This is a genomic window from Pedobacter heparinus DSM 2366, assembly GCF_000023825.1.
Taxonomy (GTDB): Bacteria; Bacteroidota; Bacteroidia; order Sphingobacteriales; family Sphingobacteriaceae; genus Pedobacter; species Pedobacter heparinus.
Genome location: NC_013061.1, coordinates 14,399 through 33,824, shown reverse-complemented (window position 1 = coordinate 33,824; position 19,426 = coordinate 14,399). Strand labels below are relative to the sequence as shown.

Annotated in this window: 18 protein-coding genes; 8 read left to right on the top strand and 10 right to left on the bottom strand. The window is 41.3% G+C overall.

Features of this window, described 5'->3' with window-relative positions; translation table 11 throughout:
• Nucleotides 1-16: 16 nt before the first annotated feature.
• Complete coding sequence (locus tag PHEP_RS00145) at nt 17-661, top strand: LutC/YkgG family protein (RefSeq protein ID WP_036675026.1); 645 nt, start codon at nt 17-19, stop codon at nt 659-661.
• A 55-nt stretch (nt 662-716) separates the two neighbouring features.
• A complete protein-coding gene (locus PHEP_RS00140; protein WP_012780208.1) occupies nt 717-1,799 on the top strand; it encodes a 3-oxoacyl-ACP synthase III family protein in 1,083 nt (360 codons plus the stop codon).
• Here PHEP_RS00140 and PHEP_RS00135 read toward each other — a convergent pair.
• The 5 genes from PHEP_RS00135 to PHEP_RS00115 form a co-directional block, all read right to left on the bottom strand.
• A complete protein-coding gene (locus PHEP_RS00135) occupies nt 1,796-3,289 on the bottom strand; it encodes a tetratricopeptide repeat protein (protein WP_012780207.1) in 1,494 nt (497 codons plus the stop codon). The genes PHEP_RS00140 and PHEP_RS00135 overlap by 4 nt on opposite strands.
• A gap of 77 nt (nt 3,290-3,366) precedes the next feature.
• Entirely contained in the window at nt 3,367-4,110 is a 744-nt protein-coding gene (locus PHEP_RS00130) for a zinc ribbon domain-containing protein (RefSeq protein WP_012780206.1), read from the bottom strand.
• A complete protein-coding gene (locus PHEP_RS00125; protein ID WP_012780205.1) occupies nt 4,110-5,207 on the bottom strand; it encodes a Nif3-like dinuclear metal center hexameric protein in 1,098 nt (365 codons plus the stop codon). The genes PHEP_RS00130 and PHEP_RS00125 overlap by 1 nt, the downstream gene beginning before the upstream one ends.
• A gap of 24 nt (nt 5,208-5,231) precedes the next feature.
• The gene (locus tag PHEP_RS00120; protein WP_012780204.1) at nt 5,232-5,591 is read right to left on the bottom strand and encodes a TM2 domain-containing protein; all 360 of its coding nucleotides are present in this window, start codon (nt 5,589-5,591) and stop codon (nt 5,232-5,234) included.
• 18 nt (nt 5,592-5,609) lie between these two features.
• Nucleotides 5,610-5,915: a DUF2752 domain-containing protein gene (locus PHEP_RS00115; RefSeq protein WP_012780203.1), complete on the bottom strand. Its 306-nt coding sequence runs from the start codon at nt 5,913-5,915 to the stop codon at nt 5,610-5,612.
• A gap of 144 nt (nt 5,916-6,059) precedes the next feature.
• Between PHEP_RS00115 and mfd the strand changes: the two genes are divergently transcribed.
• Together mfd and PHEP_RS00105 are read left to right on the top strand one after the other, a co-directional pair.
• Nucleotides 6,060-9,401: a transcription-repair coupling factor gene (gene mfd, locus PHEP_RS00110; RefSeq protein WP_012780202.1), complete on the top strand. Its 3,342-nt coding sequence runs from the start codon at nt 6,060-6,062 to the stop codon at nt 9,399-9,401.
• A gap of 10 nt (nt 9,402-9,411) precedes the next feature.
• The gene (locus PHEP_RS00105; protein ID WP_012780201.1) at nt 9,412-9,627 is read left to right on the top strand and encodes a DUF3820 family protein; all 216 of its coding nucleotides are present in this window, start codon (nt 9,412-9,414) and stop codon (nt 9,625-9,627) included.
• 137 nt (nt 9,628-9,764) lie between these two features.
• Here PHEP_RS00105 and PHEP_RS00100 read toward each other — a convergent pair whose 3' ends face one another.
• Together PHEP_RS00100 and PHEP_RS00095 are read right to left on the bottom strand one after the other, a co-directional pair.
• Nucleotides 9,765-10,574 carry a phosphatidate cytidylyltransferase gene (locus tag PHEP_RS00100; RefSeq protein ID WP_012780200.1) on the bottom strand — a complete coding sequence of 270 codons (810 nt, stop codon included), beginning with the start codon at nt 10,572-10,574 and terminating at the stop codon, nt 9,765-9,767.
• Nucleotides 10,571-11,479, bottom strand: a complete 909-nt coding sequence (locus PHEP_RS00095) for a CPBP family intramembrane glutamic endopeptidase (RefSeq protein WP_012780199.1) — start codon at nt 11,477-11,479, stop codon at nt 10,571-10,573. Before PHEP_RS00095 ends, PHEP_RS00100 begins: the two co-directional genes overlap by 4 nt.
• 63 nt (nt 11,480-11,542) lie before the next feature.
• Here PHEP_RS00095 and dusB point away from each other — a divergent pair, with 63 nt between their 5' ends.
• Nucleotides 11,543-12,550 (top strand): tRNA dihydrouridine synthase DusB, encoded by a 1,008-nt coding sequence (gene dusB, locus PHEP_RS00090; protein ID WP_012780198.1) that lies wholly within the window; start codon nt 11,543-11,545, stop codon nt 12,548-12,550.
• A 33-nt stretch (nt 12,551-12,583) separates the two neighbouring features.
• The gene (gene apaG, locus PHEP_RS00085; RefSeq protein ID WP_012780197.1) at nt 12,584-12,970 is read left to right on the top strand and encodes a Co2+/Mg2+ efflux protein ApaG; all 387 of its coding nucleotides are present in this window, start codon (nt 12,584-12,586) and stop codon (nt 12,968-12,970) included.
• Between the two features lie 4 nt (nt 12,971-12,974).
• On the opposite strand, the gene PHEP_RS00080 is transcribed toward apaG, so the two are convergent.
• Nucleotides 12,975-13,667 (bottom strand): zinc metallopeptidase, encoded by a 693-nt coding sequence (locus tag PHEP_RS00080; RefSeq protein ID WP_012780196.1) that lies wholly within the window; start codon nt 13,665-13,667, stop codon nt 12,975-12,977.
• A gap of 216 nt (nt 13,668-13,883) precedes the next feature.
• On the opposite strand from PHEP_RS00080, the gene PHEP_RS00075 reads away from it, so the two are divergent.
• Nucleotides 13,884-15,206 (top strand): DNA recombination protein RmuC, encoded by a 1,323-nt coding sequence (locus PHEP_RS00075; protein ID WP_036675353.1) that lies wholly within the window; start codon nt 13,884-13,886, stop codon nt 15,204-15,206.
• On the opposite strand, the gene thiL is transcribed toward PHEP_RS00075, so the two are convergent.
• Both thiL and nadA read right to left on the bottom strand, forming a co-directional pair.
• Entirely contained in the window at nt 15,201-16,241 is a 1,041-nt protein-coding gene (thiL, locus tag PHEP_RS00070; protein ID WP_012780194.1) for a thiamine-phosphate kinase, read from the bottom strand. The two genes, PHEP_RS00075 and thiL, sit on opposite strands and share 6 nt — an antisense overlap.
• Nucleotides 16,242-16,325: 84 nt before the next feature.
• A complete protein-coding gene (nadA, locus tag PHEP_RS00065; protein WP_012780193.1) occupies nt 16,326-17,324 on the bottom strand; it encodes a quinolinate synthase NadA in 999 nt (332 codons plus the stop codon).
• Between the two features lie 513 nt (nt 17,325-17,837).
• Between nadA and nadB the strand changes: the two genes are divergently transcribed.
• Nucleotides 17,838-19,424, top strand: coding sequence for an L-aspartate oxidase (gene nadB, locus PHEP_RS00060; RefSeq protein ID WP_012780192.1), 1,587 nt, complete (start codon nt 17,838-17,840; stop codon nt 19,422-19,424).
• Nucleotides 19,425-19,426 lie beyond the last annotated feature (2 nt).

Below are 19,426 nucleotides of genomic sequence, written 5' to 3'. Positions count from 1 at the left end.
AGCAAATCCATTACCTATGCAAGAAAACATTTCCTCAAAAGAGCTCATGCTAAAAAAGATAAGAAAAGCCCTTCTGGAAAGAAGAGACAACCCTTATCCCAACTTAGAAGACGGCCCCCTTTACGCTGAAAATACAGAATATCCCGAGGTGTTGTTTGCAGAACAACTTACCGCGGTCTCCGGAAATTTTATTTACTGTGAAAACGGAATAGAATTCATTGAAAATATCCTTCAGCTGGCCGAAAAGTTTAACTGGAGAAAAATATACTGCTGGGAACCCGAACTCCAGGAATTGCTTTCCACCTACGAATTCCCTTTTTATCAGACCGACAAGGATTTTGAAATGGCCGAAGCAGGCATTACCCTGTGTGAAGCCTTAATTGCCCGTAATGGATCTGTAATGGTCTCCAATCAGAATGCAGCCGGCCGAAGGTTAAGTATTTTTCCCCATCACCATATCGTTATTGCCCGTACCGGCCAACTGGTAATGGATCTGAAAGATGCTTTTAAACTGATCCGCGACAAATACGGCAGCCAGATTCCCTCTATGATCAGCACCATTACCGGACCAAGCCGTACAGCCGATATTGAGAAGACTTTAGTGCTGGGTGCACACGGACCTAAAGAATTATTTGTATTTTTAATCGACGATTTTTCATAATCTAATTATTTTATTCTAGTTTTATACTGTACACTAAAACAGTATACGGTACAAAATGGGCATTAAATCAACAATACACTCGGTTATTACTGGCACGGGAAGTTATATCCCCGAAAATGTTATCTCAGGAAATGCCTTTTTAAACGCATCCTTTTACGAAAATGGGGTAAAGCTGGATAAGGACATCAATGAGATCATCAGCAAATTCTCAGAAATTACCGAGATCAACGAGCGCCGATATATTGATGTCAATCTGGTGAGCAGTAATATTGCTGCCATTGCTGCACAAAGGGCCATCGACAGCGCAAAAATCGATAAGGAAAGCCTTGACCACATTATTTTTTGCCACAACTTCGGGGATGTAAAAGCAGGCAGCAACCGCATGGACATCCTGCCTTCGCTTGCCGCTAAAGTAAAACAGACCCTGCAGATTAAAAATCCGGACTGTGTGGCTTATGATATCATCTTTGGTTGCCCAGGTTGGGTACAGGGAGCCATCCAGGCCAATTATCTGATCCAAAGTGGTGATGCCGGCCGGGTAATGGTCATAGGCGCAGAAACATTGTCCCGGATTATTGACCCGCACGACCGCGACAGCATGATCTTCTCTGATGGGGCAGCCGCAGTTATATTTGAAGCCCAAAACAGTGAAGAAGCCCTTGGTATCATCGCTCATAAAACACAGACCTATGCGGTTGATTACGGTTCATTGCTGGTCATGGGGAAAAGCAATAATCCGGATGAATGCAATGGCAATGCTTACCTTAAAATGAATGGCCGTAAGCTTTATGAATTTGCCGTAACTACCGTACCACAGGTTGTGAAAACTGCAATAGATAAAGCCGGAATCAGCATTACCGATATTAAAACAGTCTTCATCCACCAGGCCAATGGAAAAATGGACAATGCCATCATGAAGCGGCTTTTTAAACTTTACGGACAGGATACTGTTCCCGAAAACCTTGTGCCTATGACCATTTCATGGTTAGGGAACAGTTCGGTAGCTACCATTCCAACGCTGTTAGACCTGGTCATGAAAAACAAAGTAAAAGGTTACCAGGTCAGAAAGGGAGAATATGCCGTTTTTACCTCTGTTGGGGCAGGGATGCACATCAATGCTTTTGTCTATCGCTTTTAATTGATCCTTCTTAAGCTGTCCCTTGCTTCACTTTCAATACTGTTTTCATATTGATGGTCTTTCATGTTTATCGCGGTATTAAAGCTGGCCTTGGCCTGCGTATAGGCCTTTTTCTTCATATAGATCTTTCCCATGCACAAAGCTGAATTGGCCGCAAAATACGCCTTCAGGCTTTTTCCATAATTTACTGCCTGCTGGTAATGCTCCAGTGCAGCATCCCATTTTCCCAGTTCATCATTGTTCCTTCCCAGCCGGTAATGGTATTCCGTCCGGTCTTTTACCAGGCTCAGGTCGCCCTCCTTTATTCCTCCCAATATTTCCAACGATTTGCTGTAATAGCCTCCGTCAAATAACAACCTGGCTTTTAAAAGACCAACATTCGGACTTCCTGAAGCCACTTCGTTCAGCGCCTGCTTGTCGCGTTCGTTAATCGCATAGCCCATACCTTTAACTTTTTCAGCATAAGCCTGATACCCCTTTATATCGCCCGAGATCAATTCGATCCATCCCAAATGCAGGTAGCTGTCCTTTACATAGCTTACCCCTTTATTGCTCTGCAAAAATTTATTGAAATAAGCTGCAGCACTAAAATCAAGCTTATTCAGCCTTGCAATCCCCATCAGGTAATCCAGGTATGGAAAAGCCTGGTACTGTCCCCCGGAAGGCCTTTCGGCAAGAACGCCAATCGCTTCCTCATTATGCCCTCTTTTGGCACTTACATAAGCTTTAAGGTAGGATTTTAACAAACTGTTGTCCGAAACCCTGGCCGCATATTTCATGGTTTCGGCATAGGCATTTTCCGCATGGGCTACATCTACCAGTACAAATGAATAATAAAATACAGCCTCTTCATAAAATGGCTCGTAGGTAGATTTAGGTAAGCCCTCTGCCAGCTTCTGCATCATGGCCAGGCCGGTTTTTACATTTCCCTTGATTCCAAAGGTGGATAGTGTTTTCTTCATGAAACCATCCGGCAGGCTGCCCAGGACGGCATTGATCAGGCCTATCCCTTTTAAATTTAAATGGAAGCCGGGAAACTTCTTCGCGTTCTCCTGCAGGTAGCTGTTGGCTTTTTTAATTTCCAGCGCAGCATTAAACTGTTCGCCAAAACGCCCACGAATGAGCGCCCATTGTAAATTGATCTCTGCCTGTGCATATAAATAATACGGAGAATTGCTGTCATCATCTGCAATCTGGTCCAGCCGGCTCCCTTTATTGCCTTTCAAACGGTTAAAATCATCCTTACTGTCTGTTGTCAGCAAATAAAAGAAATCGATGTAATTTTCCAGTAAAGGCACAATAGCATTGTTAGGATTAGCTTTCTTCTCTGAAGCGACCATTTGTCTTGCCGGGTTCAGTTTAAGCTCAAAAATCAGCTGATAAGCCTTTAGACAGTTTGCATTAAAATCAAATTTGGCAAATAAAGGTCCGGGTAAAAACAACAGGCTGAGGGCTAAAAAAAATTTATTCGCTAAACTGATCTTGTGCATAATTTCATTTTGTGCAAATTTAACCACAAAAAAAAGGCCAGATGGAATTTCTGGCCTCTTCTATATCATTTAAATGTTTAAGCAGGAACGACTTCCTGAGTAAGTGCTTCGTCTACTAAAATCCTTCCGCAATGTTCGCAAACGATGATTTTTTTGCGTTGACGGATATCCAGCTGGCGCTGGGGCGGAATCTGGTTAAAACAGCCTGAACAAGAGTCACGGTCAATTGTTACTACCGCTAAACCATTGTTGGCATTCCCTCTTAACCTGTTGTAAGCCACCAATAGCCTTTCTTCAATCTGGGTTTCTGCTTTTTCTGCTTTTTTAAGCAGGCCCTGCTCATCCTTTTCTGTTTCGGCAGTAATGGTCTGCAACTCTCCCCTTTTTATCTCAAGATCTTTTTTCCTTGATTCTAAATCAGCAAGCGCCTTATCATAAACTTCCGTTTTCTGGGCGATGTCAAATCCGAATTCCCTGATCTTTTTCTCACAAACCTGGATTTCGAGTGTTTGTATCTCTACCTCTTTAGTCAGGGCATCGTACTCCCGGTTGTTTTTAACATCTTTTAATTGGGTCTCATATTTCTTGATCAGGTTTTGAGCTTCCTTGATCATATTTTTACGCGTTACAATGGCATCTTCAGTATCATCCAATTCGCCTTTGAATTTTTGTATACGTGTTTCCAGTCCTGCAACCTCATCTTCTAAATCGGCAACTTCCATTGGCAGTTCACCACGTATCTGACGTATTTTATCGATCTTAGTATGCAGGGTTTGTAATTCGTATAAAGCTTTTAGCTTTTGCTCTACAGTTTGTTCCATTAAATGAAATAATTTATGGGGTTTGTATTATGCTCCGTTAAACGGATTGCAAAGTTAGGAAATTTTTCTTGAATAATATCTATCAACAAATCAGATGTAAATTGTTCACTCTCAAAGTGTCCGATATCTGCGATAACTATTTTTTCGTCTGCATCAAAAAACTCATGATATTTAAAATCTGCTGTCACAAAAGCATCTGCTCCGGCAGCTATCGCTTCCCGCAATAAAAAACTTCCCGATCCTCCACAAACGGCAACCTTCCTGATCTTTTTGGGCAATAGTCTCGTATGCCTGATCACTGTCGCATCCATATTGTTTTTTACCCGCCTCAAAAATTCAGGGCCATCCAGCGGCTCTTCCAGCCAGCCAATCATTCCGGCCCCAACGGTTTCCAGCTTGTTTTCCAGCACATAAATATCATAGGCCACTTCCTCATAAGGATGGTGTTCAAACAGGGCCAGCAGCACCTTCCGTTCGTCCTGAACTTTAAAAATGGTTTCTATCCTCACCTCCGGTTCCTGGTGCTGTATCCCCCTTTCACCAACATAAGGATCTGTACCTTCTCCTCCTTTAAAAGTGCCAAAACCTTCCGCATTAAAGCTGCATTCGCTATAATTTGCAATATGCCCCGCTCCTGCAGCAAACAAGGCTTCCCGTAATACTCCTGCCTGTTCAACCGGACAAAAAGTAACCAGTTTTTTCAAAACCGAAGCTTTCGGGCTTAGTATTTTTCTGTTTTTCAGGCCCAGCCTTTCCGCAATCACCCCATTTACCCCATGCTGTACATGGTCCAGATTCGTGTGTATGGCGTACAGGGCGATGTTGTTTTTTATCGCCTTCAGGACCACCCGCTCTACATAATTTTTCCCGGTAATCTTTTTCAGGCCCTTAAAAACAATCGGGTGATGGGTAATGATCAGGTTACAGCCATGCAAAATAGCCTCGTCAACCACATTTTCCATACAGTCGAGCGCAACAACAGCCCCCTGTACCTCCTGCTCCGGATCGCCAACAATCAGGCCCGAATTGTCATAATCCTCCTGGTAATTTAAAGGCGCAAACGCCTCCAGGTGCTTTATTAAAACAGATAACCTCATCCCGTAAATATACGACGATTTTAATTACTGTAAATTACCCATTTTTACCATTTGCAGACTTTCAAACACCATCCGCTGGTTGTATTCATAAGCAAGGCTTTTATGGTTGATCAGGTCGATGATCGTGCCTATAAAGCACAAACCGATTGTAAAGAAATACAAAATACCCATACCAATCTGGTTCACTAAAAACCTGGGCAGTCCCGGTACAAAAAAACCAAGGATACAGTACAGCACCATATCATCAGGGTTCCTTCTTTTACCTCCATAAATCATTAAAAAGCCCCTTAACTGTTGCTCGCTAAATCCGGTAGTTGCACTTTGCAAGTACGAATATTCCTGTGGCGTAATGCCTGGTAGCGACATAAATGGTGAATCAAACATAGCTTTCCTCCTTGTATTTTAAATTAATAACTTATTGTTTATCAAATTTGTACGTATCAAAACCCCGATCCGCCAACATATAATCAGCAAAGCAGGAACGCCAAACCAGTGATGGGCAAAACTTTCTGCAAAGTTTCCATGGAACACCTGGGTGATAGAACGCCCTATGCCACATCCGGGACACCAGCTGAAACCCATATTGGCCAGTGGACAAAGCGTAAAATGCTGCGCATCCCCATGCTTATCTGGATTTGCTGTCGCCAGCAATATCATCGCCCCAATCCAGAAGATCAGTTCAAAAGGGATATGCTTCAGCGTTTTCATTTTATTTTCTCTTAATGGCTAAATATAGGCACTTCTCCATCAAACATCCTGCAAAAGCCCGTTTTGTGCATAAATTTTAATTTTAGATCAATTGGTTGAAATTTTGTTACATTTAATGCCCTTCATAAATCTTACCTTTGCAAGGTGAATATTCGCGACCTGATCAGCAGATACAAGACAGATGAGCGTATTGTAGCATTGGCAAAGGCACTAAACGCCGGTAAAGGCACTAAACTTCAACTAAAGGGTCTAGTAGGTTCTGCCGATGCAACAATTGCTGTGGCCATCTATTTCCTGTTACATAAACCCCAGCTATTTGTACTTCCCGATAGGGAAGAGGCGGCCTATTTTCTGGCCGACCTGGAAAGTATCCTCGATAAAGAGGTACTGCTCTTTCCTTCTTCCTTCCGTAAAGCCTTTGATTTTACACAAGTGGATACCGCCAATGTGCTGGCGCGTGCCGAAGTACTGAACGAACTGAACCACCAGTCAGAATACGGCAAAATTGTGGTTTCCTATCCTGAGGCCCTGGCCGAAAAGGTGATAGACCGCACCGTGCTGGAAAAAAACACGCTGGAGATCAGTTTAAATGCCAAACTGGGCATCGATTTTATCAATGAGTTTCTAATCGACTACGATTTTAACCGTACAGATTTTGTATATGAACCCGGACAGTTTTCCATCCGTGGCGGTATCGTCGATATCTTTTCCTTCTCGCACGACCTGCCTTACCGCATCGAGTTTTTTGGCGATATCGTGGAAAGTATCCGTACTTTTGAAATTGAAAGCCAGCTTTCCGTTGAAGATGTAAAAACACTGACCATCATTCCCAATGTACAATCAAAATACCTTACCGAAACCAACATCAGTATCCTCGACTACATTGAAAAGGATACCCAGGTTTGGTTTAAGGACGTAGAATTCACTTTGGACATTGTTAAAAGTGGATATAAAAAAGCGGTTGAACTATGGAAAGCCCTGCCCGCAAAAGAAAAACAGGAAAACCAGGACTGGATAGATCCTAAATTTGCTTTTACAGACGAGAAAATGATGGGCGATATGTTCCACGATTTTCCGCTTGTAGAATTTGGAAAGCAGTTCTTTTATAAAACAGATCAGGTTTTTCAGTTCGAAATCAAACCCCAACCCTCTTTTAACAAAGATTTCAGCCTGCTGATCCACAACCTTAAAGAAAACGAAAAACAGGGCCTGCATAACTTTATTTTCAGCGCTTCAGTTAAACAAACGGAACGTTTATATGCCATCCTGGACGATATCGACAAATCTGTCAAATTTACACCGGTAAATATCCCGCTCAGGGAGGGTTTTGTAGATGGGGGGCAGAAAGTGGCCTTTTATACCGATCACCAGATTTTCGACCGTTTTTATAAATATAAGCTCAAAAGAGGCTATCAGCGCAGTCAGGCTATCACCTTAAAAGAACTGAGGGACCTGAAGCCCGGCGATTTTGTAACCCATATAGACCATGGGATAGGTAAATATGCCGGTTTGGAAAAGGTAGAGGTAAACGGTAAAACCCAGGAAATGATCAGGCTGGTCTATGCCGATAACGACCTGCTGTATGTCAACATCAACTCCCTTAACCGCATTGCCAAATACAGTGGAAAAGATGGTACTGCTCCAAAAATGAACAAACTGGGCACAGAGGCCTGGGATAAGCTCAAAAAAACAACTAAAAAAAAAGTTAAGGACATTGCCCGAGACCTGATCAAGCTGTATGCCCTGCGAAAATCGCAGGTAGGAACAGCTTTCGCGCCCGATGGCTATCTTGAAACCGAGCTGGAAGCCTCCTTTATTTATGAAGATACGCCCGATCAGGAAAAGGCAACCAGCGATGTAAAAAAGGACATGGAAGCGCCACATCCCATGGACCGGCTGGTTTGTGGTGATGTGGGCTTCGGTAAAACGGAAATTGCCATCAGAGCTGCTTTTAAGGCGGTTGCCAATGGCAAACAGGCGGCCGTACTGGTGCCAACCACCATTCTTGCCCTCCAGCACTTTAAAACTTTTACCGGTCGATTAAAGGACTTTCCCTGCACCGTAGATTACATCAACCGCTTTAAAACAAGCAAGCAGATCAAAGAAACGCTGGCTAAAGTGGCCGAAGGCAAAGTAGATATCATCATTGGCACGCACCGCCTGCTCAGTAAGGATGTGAAGTTTAAAGATCTGGGCATCATGATCATCGATGAGGAGCAGAAATTCGGGGTATCTTCCAAAGAGAAATTAAGGGCTTTAAGGGTAAATGTAGATACCTTAACCCTTACCGCAACCCCCATACCCAGAACACTGCACTTCTCTTTAATGGGGGCCCGCGACCTTTCCATCATGAGTACCCCGCCACCAAACCGGCAGGCTGTAAATACAGAATTACATGTTTTTAACGATAAACTGATCCAGGAAGCCGTTCAGTTTGAACTGGACAGGGGCGGACAGGTGTTTTTTATCCATAACAGGGTGCACGACCTCCCTCAACTGGGGGGATTGATCCAGACGCTGGTCCCAAAAGCCCGTATTGGTATTGCACACGGACAACTGGATGGCGATCAGCTGGAAGATGTGATGCTCGATTTTATCAATGGAGAAAAGGATGTCCTGGTAGCCACCACCATTATCGAGGCCGGTCTTGACATCCCAAATGCCAATACCATCATCATCAACCATGCGCATATGTTTGGCCTGAGCGACCTGCACCAAATGCGAGGCAGGGTAGGCCGGTCCAATAAAAAAGCCTTCTGTTACCTGCTTAGCCCGCCTTTAAGTACGCTTACTTCGGAAGCCCGCAAACGCCTGAGTGCAATTGAAGAGTTTTCAGACCTTGGAAGCGGTTTTAACATTGCCATGAGGGATCTGGACATCCGGGGTAGCGGAAACCTCTTAGGCGCCGAGCAAAGTGGCTTCATTGCCGAAATAGGTTTCGAGATGTACCACAAAATACTGGATGAAGCCATACAGGAACTGAAAACAGATGAATTTAAAGACCTGTTTAAGGATGAGCCCTTACGCCCCTTTGTGAATTTTACACAAGTGGATACCGACCTGGAGCTGTATATTCCGGATGATTATGTAACCAACATTACCGAAAGGTATAACCTCTATACCGAACTTTCAAAAATTGAGGATGAAAACCAGCTAAAGGCGTTTGAACTGAGTTTAAAAGACCGTTTTGGTCCTGTTCCTCATCCGGTAAAAACCATGTTGAATGTATTGCGGCTGCAATGGATAGCCAAAAAACTGGCTTTCGAAAAAATAAGTTTCAAAAAAGGTGTATTGCGCGGTTATTTCATTACCGACAAACAATCTGCCTTTTTTGATTCTATTATGTTCAATAAAATATTGCATTTTGCACAGATCCACCCGCGTTTATGCAATCTTAAAGAAGTTAAAGATTCACTCCGCATTTCATTCGACAACCTCAATACCATAGATGAAGCTGTAGAAATGCTGGAAATGGTGGTCAATTAAACAGATCAAGATGAACCCACAGCTGTTACAAGACCTGGTTACCATGCAAATGCCTTTCGGCAAATATAAAGGCCGGATCATCTGTGACCTGCCAGAATCTTACCTGGTCTGGTTTCATCAGGAAGGATTTCCGCCAGGAAAACTGGGCGAGATGATCGCAACACTTTATGAAATCAAATTAAACGGACTGGAATACCTTCTGGAACCCTTAAAGAAGAGAAAATAAGGGCTCAATTCCATATCAAGTCCATGTTTTTACTATAAAACCTGGACTTATATAGCATTTATTATTTAGGTGATATGAATCTATCCTACAGCAAAATTAATTGCTTACACAGGTATAGCCAAAGGGAGAAAATGCGGTTAATTCAGTATCAGGTACAGATAAGCATAAACTACCGGCGCAGCAATTAAAAGTCCGTCAAAGCGATCTAAAAAACCTCCGTGGCCTGGCAGTATATTACCGGAATCCTTTACATTTAAACTTCGTTTAAGCATGGATTCGACAAGATCTCCAAGTGTACCGAAACAGACGATCAAGACCGCCATTCCACCAAATATGAATGGACTGATCTCCGTAAAGCATAAAGAAATTAAATAAGCCACCAGTACACTGGTAAAGACACCACCAAAAAAGCCTTCCCATGATTTTTTAGGCGAATGGCGTTCAAACAAACGTGTTTTTCCGAATTTCATCCCAAACAGATACGCTCCAGTATCACTGGCCCATAACATCAATAAAAAAGCCAGTGGTAAATGAAAATTATAAGTGGCTGTTTCCTGTATAAAACCTAAGGAATAAAAGAAACAAAAGGGTGCTGTAACGTAGATAAACCCTACAAATGTGTAGGAAATATTAGAAAAAGGTATTTTTTCCTTTTTATACAGCTCACTGATGAATACCGAGAAAATTAAGGGTACAATGAGCAGCATGAACTTAGTTTCAAATTGTAGTAAGTGATAGCCTGCCGTCATCAAAAAAATAAGTGCTGCTGCAACCAGCGCAATATTTCTGTGCGGACGGATGCCTGCAGTCTTAATCATACCAAAGAATTCAAATAAAGCGGCAAGACTTAAAATGAGGTAAAAAAAAGTAAAGGTATAGGCCCCTAAAAATATAGAACCTAACATTACAATGGTAAAAAAGAAAGCAGTTATTGCTCTTGTCTTCATTGAGTTTGTTTTTTAAAATATCGGAACAGCAAAAAGGTCAATCCGACACTGATCACATAACCATACCAGGCAATGTCCATCGTTTTATCGGCCTCCGACAAAGGTATATTGTTTTTTTGCATATACCATGCTGCGCATACCGCATAGGCATTATTTAAAAAATGTCCAAATATGGCATACCATAAGCTGCCGCTCCAGAAATAGATATACCCAAATGTTGCCCCCAGCAGCAATCGGGGTAAAAACCCGTAAAACTGCATATGTATGGCACTGAATACAAAAGCTGAAAACCAGATCGCCAGGTGTGGATTGTTAAACATTCTGCCAAAAATACGCTGCAGGCCTGCCCTGAACATCAGTTCTTCGGCCACAGCCGGTAGCAGGGCAATCATTCCTATATTCAACAGGAACATCCCTATATTCTCCATTTTTAATAAGGCAATGGTCATTTTCATACCCTGGTCCTCCGCTGCTTTCATCCAGTTTTCTACACCTTTTAAAGCGGCAGGAAAGCTCATTTTCTGGTTCAACTGGGTCACCCATTCCAGCAAGGGCAGGGCACCGGCCATCATCAGCAATACCAGCAACAACAGCCCTGCATCAGGTCTTTTAAATCCATAAAAACCATTGATTCGGCCGCCTTCAATTTTAGCAAGCAGCAGGGCGGGCACTAAAAATAAACCGATTTGCTGGGCTGTTATCAGTATTCTCTGTGCGGGCAAGTAACTTGCTTCAGTACTACTCAGCCAGTCCATATTTTGCACCAGGCTCCCGCCATATTTCAAATAGATCACTGCAAAACCTATAGCTAAAAATACAAACAGGCCTAAAAAAGCATAAAAGCACAACATCAACAGCTGTACAAAGGGGGTGTTCTCTTCTTTAATTTCTTCTATAGAACCCATTTATGCAAATTTTAGCTAAGTTTCGTACCTTTGTACCCTGAATTTTGGGTTGAAGATAGAAAAATGTCCGTAAAGATAGGAAATATTGATCTGGGAGAATTTCCCTTATTGCTTGCACCGATGGAGGATGTAAGCGATCCGCCTTTCCGTTTTGTATGTAAACAAAGTGGGGTGGATATGATGTATACAGAGTTTATTTCATCGGAAGGACTGATCAGGGACGCGGCTAAAAGCAGGGCAAAACTGGATATCTTTGAATATGAAAGACCAATAGGCATACAGATTTTTGGCAGCGAAATAGACCACATGCGTGAGGCTACTGAAATTGCTACGCTGGCTGGGCCTGATTTAATGGACATCAACTATGGCTGTCCGGTTAAAAACGTAGCCTGCAGGGGCGCTGGTGCCAGTTTGCTCCAGGATATCGATAAAATGGTACGGATGACTGAAGCCGTTGTAAAAGCCACACATTTACCTGTAACGGTTAAAACAAGGCTGGGTTGGGACGACAACACCAAAAATGTGGAAGAGGTGGCAGAACGTTTGCAGGATATAGGTATCCAGGCTTTAACCATTCATGGCCGTACCAGGGCACAATTGTATAAGGGAGAAGCCGACTGGACACTGATCCGTCAGATCAAAAGGAACCCCAGGATAAAAATCCCGATTTTTGGAAACGGGGATGTGGACAGCATCAGGAAAGCGGCCGACTGGCGCCTGGAATATGAGGTAGATGGCATCATGATCGGCAGGGCCGCCATTGGGTATCCCTGGATATTCAGAGAGATCAGACATTTCTTTAATACAGGGAAAACCCTGGCGGGTCCGAGCATAGAAGAAAGGGTTTCCGTATGCCGTACACATTTTGAAAAATCCATTGCCTGGAAAGGACCAAGAGTTGGTATATTTGAAATGAGGCGTCATTATGCCAATTATTTTAAAGGCATACCCGATTTTAAAAGCTACAGGATGCAATTGGTTAAAGAAGAAAATATAGATACTATTCACAGTATTTTAGATGAAATAGCTGAAAAATATCAACATATTTACCCGGCCGGTGAAATGGCTTGATTTTTGAAAACTATTTATTAAATATAAGTTAAAATGGTTACAGCTATTACATTAGGCGTTAAGATTTCAGTTGAAACAACTTACCAGGAAGAACATTCTAATCCGGCTAACGCACATTTTATGTTTGCTTACCGCATTACAATTGAAAACCTGACCGACTATGCCGTACAGCTTAAAAGAAGGCAGTGGTTTATATTTGACTCTAATGGTACACAAAGAGAAGTAGAAGGTGAGGGCGTTGTTGGTGAACAACCCGTAATAGAACCTGGGGCCAGCCATTCTTATGTATCAGGCTGTAATTTAAACACGGATATGGGTACCATGAGTGGTAATTACCTGATGTACCGGATTGCCGATGACAGGGACTTTATTGTAGATATCCCCGAATTTGAATTGATTGTACCTTACCGCTTAAATTAAGCGCCTATTTATTCCTGCCAAAAAGAATAGAAGCATAGTAAAACAGATTGGCCAGGGCACCCATTGCCGCAACCACATAAGTCATAGCGGCCCACCAAAGGGCATCTTTTGCCTGAACATGTTCTTCAGTAGTATACAACACACTTTTATTGTTTTTTAACCACAATAAAGCCCTTTTGCTGGCATCAAATTCAACCGGCAAAGTAATGATGCTGAATATGGTAATTAAGGCCAGACCCAGTACACCAATGCCCAATACGATTGGGTTAAAGGTAAAAGCAATCAGCAATACACCAACAATCAATACCCATTGCAGCAAATTTGAAGTGATGCTGACTACAGGTACCATATTTGATCTCAATTGTAACCAATGATAGGATCGGGCATGTTGTACCGCATGTCCACATTCATGTGCTGCCACTGCAGCTGCCGCAACGCTTCTTCCGTAATATACGTCAGTACTTAAATTGACTGTCTTATCTTCAGGATTGTAATGATCGGATAAGGCCTTGTCTGTGCTCATCACTTTTACATCAAAAATCCCATTATCCTGCAGCATTTTCTCAGCCACCTCTTTTCCCGAAAACCCTGAATTTAACTGCATCTCTGCATATTTAGAAAATCTGTTTCTAAAACGCCACTGCACAAACATGCTAATTATCAGTATCGGGATTATCAAAACAAAATAAGTTCCCATTTCTTTAAGAATGTTTTTTCCACAATTGTTTAATCAAAAAGCGTTCCTAATTTATCTTTAAACCAAAAAAGGCCCTGGATATCCAACAACCTAATGTAATTAAATCAGAATGCTTTCTGATTTGTAGTATAAACTGAGCAGCAATGCTTTTAAACCAAATACTATTTTCTTTTGCAAAAATTACTTATTATCATGACATTTGATAACAATATTAGTATGGAAATAACAGGAATAGTTTTATTGATCATCATTCTGGCCAGTCTTCTCTTTTTATTGTTTAAAAAGCCCGCTGCCCATAATACTCAGTTGCTACTTTTAGAACTAAAAGAAACAGAACACCAAAAATCCTTAAATTGGTTAAGGGACGAAAAACAAAAGCTGGAAGATGAACTGAACGATCTTCGTCAGAATTTTATTGCAGAACGCAGCAAAGTGATCAAGGCAGAAGAAAATTTAATGGCCCAGAGGGAAAGGTATGCTGAACAAGAAAAATCTATAGCCGAACTTCAGCAACGCTTTAAACTGGAATTTGAAAATATTGCCGGTAAAATACTGGACGAAAAATCGGAAAAATTTACCCTGCAAAACAAGGCAAACCTCGATATCATTTTAAATCCCCTTAAAGAAAACATCAAAGCTTTTGAAGACAAAGTTGAAAAAGTGTATAAAGCCGAATCTGATGAACGCAACATTTTAAAAGGGGTAATTGCACAGCTGATGGACCAGAGTAAACAGATCCAGGAAGAGGCCGGCAATTTAACCAGGGCCCTTAAAGGCGACAGTAAAAAACAGGGCAACTGGGGAGAAGTGATACTGGAACGTGTCCTGGAGCGCTCCGGTTTAACCAAGGATAGGGAATATAGGATACAAAGCAGTTTAAGCTCGTCTGAAGGCTCCAGGATGCAGCCGGATGTAATTATTGACCTTCCGGATGATAAACACATTATCGTTGATGCCAAGGTCTCTTTAGTAGCTTACGAGCGATTGGTAACAGCAGATAAAGATGAAGAAAAGGAAATACAGCTCAAACAGCATTTAATTTCTATAAAAACACATATCCAGGGTTTGTCAGGAAAGAACTACCAGGAGCTTTATCAGATCAATTCACCTGATTTTGTATTGCTTTTTATTCCTATTGAATCTTCTTTTGGTATTGCTGTACAACAGGATGCCGAACTTTTTAATTATGCCTGGGACCGTAAAGTTGTATTGGTAAGCCCTTCTACCTTACTGGCTACCTTACGTACCATTGCCAGCATCTGGAAACAGGAAAGACAAAACAGGAACGTGTTGGAAATAGCCCGTTTAAGTGGAAGTATGTACGATAAATTTGTAGGTTTTTTAACCGATATGGAAAGTATAGGCCGGAACATTAAACTGAGCCAGGATGCTTATGATAAGGCCATTAACAAGTTATCGACAGGTACCGGGAACCTGTCCAATACCTCAGAAAAGATAAAAAAATTAGGTGCCAAAGCAACAAAGCAGATTGACACCAAATTTTTAGATTCTGTTTTACCTGAAGAAGAGGGTTTATAGTTTAAAGGCATTCCAGCCCTGGGCCTTCAGTTCGTGTACCACATTGGATTTGGATATCATTTTACAGCCCGAATTTTTATCTGTTATGTGTCCGATGATACTGATGTCCACATCGTGTTTCAGTTTATCATAATCGGCTTGTTTTATGGTAAACAGCAACTCATAATCTTCACCGCCATTTAAAGCACATACGGTTGGGTCAAGCCCTAGTTCCCGCGCAGTTTCATAGGTCATCGGGTCAATAGGCAGCTTTTCTTCGTACAAAGTCACTCCTTTTTCGGATTGCTGACAAAGGTGCATCACTTCAGAGGCCAGGCCATCCGAAACATCGATCATAGAGGTTGGCACAATGTCCATCTGGGCAAGCAAATCAACAATATCCCTTCTTCCCTCAGGTTTAAGCTGCCGCTCTATAATATAATCCTTACCTTCCAGATCAGGCTGAATATCAGGATGTTCTAAAAATATCTGTTTTTCCCTTTCCAGGATTTGCAGGCCTACATAAGCACCCCCTAAATCACCTGAAACGCATAAAAGATCACCTTCCTGTGCCCCATTTCTATACACTACATCTTTTTTATCCGCATAGCCGATACTGGTTACGCTGATCACCAGTCCCTGTTTGCTGGATGAAGTATCACCACCCACCAGGTCTATATTGAATTTATCGCAGGCCAGCGCTATCCCTTTATAAATTTCTTCTACCGCTTCCAGCGGAAATTTACTGGATAAACCAATCGAAACCGTTACCTGACTGGCAATGCCGTTCATAGCATAAATATCGCTCAGGTTAACCTGTATAGCCTTGTAGCCCAGGTGCATGAGCGGTACATAAGCCAGGTCAAAATGGATACCTTCCAGTAACAGGTCTGTAGAAACCAAAACTTCCTTATTTCCAAAATTTAATACAGCAGCATCATCACCAATGCCCTTTATGCTACTTTCATGTCTAATTTTAAAATGATCAGTCAGGTGTTTGATCAGGCCAAATTCTCCCAATTCTGCTATATCCGTGCGTTCTTTATTTTCAAACATTATTTTCTTCTTTTACAGTCAATTAACAGGTTATCCACATCCAAGTGCAGTACCCAACAGCGTTATCTGCTGTTAAAAATCACATTACAAGCCAAGCTTTGCCGATATTTCCAGCATTCTTTCAATAGGTTTACGGGCCTGTACAATAATATCGGCAGGCACTGTAACCTCCGGTAAGCCATTTTTAATGCATAAATACAGCTTTTCCAGTGTATTTCTTTTCATATAAGGGCAATCGTTGCAGGCACAGCTGTTATTTGGAGGTGCAGGAATAAAAGTTTTATCCGGATTGGCCTTTTCCATTTGGTGGATAATTCCACTTTCGGTAGCTACAATAAATTCCTTTGCGTCATTATTGATGGTATATTTCAATAAACCAGTAGTAGAACCTATATAATCTGCCATTTTCAATACTGCATCTTCACATTCGGGATGCGCTATAAACCTGGCCTGCGGATGACGTTCCTTCAGTTTGGTAATCTTTTCTCTTGAAAATATCTCATGTACCATACAGGCCCCGTTCCACAAGACCATATCGCGGCCGGTTTTTTTGGCCACCCAAGCCCCTAAATTCTTATCTGGTCCGAATATGATCTTCTGATCCTTAGGTAAACTTTCAACTATCTGAACGGCATTTGTTGAAGTACAGACAATGTCGCTCAAAGCCTTCAGTTCTGCAGTACAGTTTACATAAGTAATGACCAGATGATCAGGGTATTTCTCTTTAAACTTTCTGAACAAGTGAGGCGGACAACTGTCGGCCAGTGAACAACCTGCTTTTAAATCCGGCAGTAATACTTTTTTTTCAGGAGAAAGTATTTTGGCTGTTTCTGCCATAAAATGTACCCCAGCAAACACAATTACATCGGCTTCTGTTTTTGCAGCTTCCTGTGAAAGGCCTAAACTATCCCCTATATAATCTGCTATATCCTGAATATCAGGTTCTTGATAATAATGAGCCAGTATGATGGCATTTTTTTCCTTTTTTAATCTTTCAATTTCCTCAAAGAGATCTAGGGTAGGATCAATGCTTTCTTCTATAAAACCTTTTCTGTTTAATTCCTCTAAAGTTTCCGTTTTCATCAGAATGAGTTTATTTTAACTTTTGTAAATGTACGGAGTTTCCACACTTCAATAAATTATAATTAATTTAATATAAATAGATTTCTATTGTTTATTAGCATGTGGATACTGTGTATAAATATCCTTTTTCTGTTCGGTTATATGAGTTATTAATAATTTACTAACATTTAGATTACATTTTCATTTAAAATAAAGGCTGATTTACAGTGAGATATTTTTAAGCCCATTTTTTTATCCATATAAATATGTGTATTGTTAGTGGCTGCAAAAAAAGTGGATAAACCAGGTGATGCTGCTTAAAAATAAATAAAATATTGTGGCAAATTAGCTTTTTAGGTTAGCTTTAAACATTCAAAAATATTTGTTCTTTTTATTTAGACATGTAATTAACAATTATATTAACGTTGTTAACAAAGCCTGATAATTCGTATATTTTAAATATGTTGAAAGGGTTAAATTGGCTGATAGAAGACAAGAGGTGTATCTAATATATTGAAATACAACAGCACAGAAATGAGAAAAGTAGATTTTTTAGTAATCGGATCTGGAATTGCCGGTTTAAGTTTTGCCTTAAAGGCGGCCAGGCACGGTAAAGTACTAATTGTTACCAAATCAAATGAAGATGAGTCAAATACTAAATATGCACAGGGTGGGGTAGCTGTTGTGGTAGATAAGCATGATTCTTTTGAAAAACATATTGAAGACACACTGATTGCCGGTGATGGCCTGTGTGATAAGAAGATAGTAGAGATTGTAGTAAAAGAAGGACCCCAGCGAATACAGGAGATTATAGATTACGGGATAAATTTTGATAAAGACAGAACAGGTGTTTATGATCTGGCTAAAGAGGGTGGGCACTCAGAACACCGTGTTTTGCACTATAAAGATGTTACCGGCTATGAAATTGAGAGTGTATTGCTAAAGCAAATCCATCAGAATAAGAATATAGAGATATTAACACATTACTTTTGCCTGGAGCTGATTACCCAGCACCACCTGGGCCAGCATGTGGATAAGAGTTCTGAAGATATCAACTGTTATGGTATATATGCCTTTAATACAGAGTGTAACGATGTGGAAAAGATATTGGCGAATGTGACTATCATGGCTTCCGGAGGGGCCGGACATATCTATTCAAGTACTACAAACCCTGTAATTGCCACAGGCGACGGAATGGCTATGGTATATCGTGCAAAAGGAAAAGTTAGGAATATGGAGTTTATACAGTTCCATCCTACAGCTTTGTATCACCCCGGTGAATATCCGGCTTTTTTAATTTCGGAAGCGGTAAGGGGGTTTGGAGGCGTGCTGAGACGTAAGAATGGAGAAGAATTTATGTACGAGTATGACAAACGGGGCTCTCTGGCTTCGCGTGATATAGTAGCCCGTGCAATAGATGCGGAAATGAAGAAATCAGGAGATGATTTTGTTTACCTTGATATCAGGAACAGGAAAAAATCTGATATTTTAGCACATTTTCCTAATATATATGCCAAGTGTTTATCTATTGGCATTGACATGACAAAGGACCTGATCCCCGTTACACCCGCAGCACATTATATGTGTGGGGGCATTATGGTAGATGAGTATGGTAGATCTTCTATTAAAAATCTGTATGCCTGCGGCGAATGCTCTTCAACAGGTTTGCATGGGGCAAACAGACTGGCCTCAAACTCCCTTCTTGAAGCGCCGGTGTTTGCCCACAGAATATATGAAGATGCCGTTAAAGCATTTAAAGACAATGTCATACCTGAGAATATACCCGAATGGAATGCAAAAGGGGTAACACAGTCCAATGAGGATATTTTGGTGACCCACAACCTTAGGGAAACACAAAAACTTATGAGCGATTATGTAGGTATTGTACGCTCAGATTTCCGCCTGGAGAGGGCAATGAGAAGGCTTTTTTTACTCCATGAGGAAACAGAAGAATTTTATAAAGCCAATAAAGTTTCGGTGAAACTTTGTGAACTTAGAAACGTAATACAGGTAGCTTTTTTAGTGATTAAAGCGGCTATGGTCAGAAAGGAAAGCAGGGGACTGCATTATACAACTGATTATCCAAATCATTCCACACAGTTAACAGATACTATTTTTTAGAT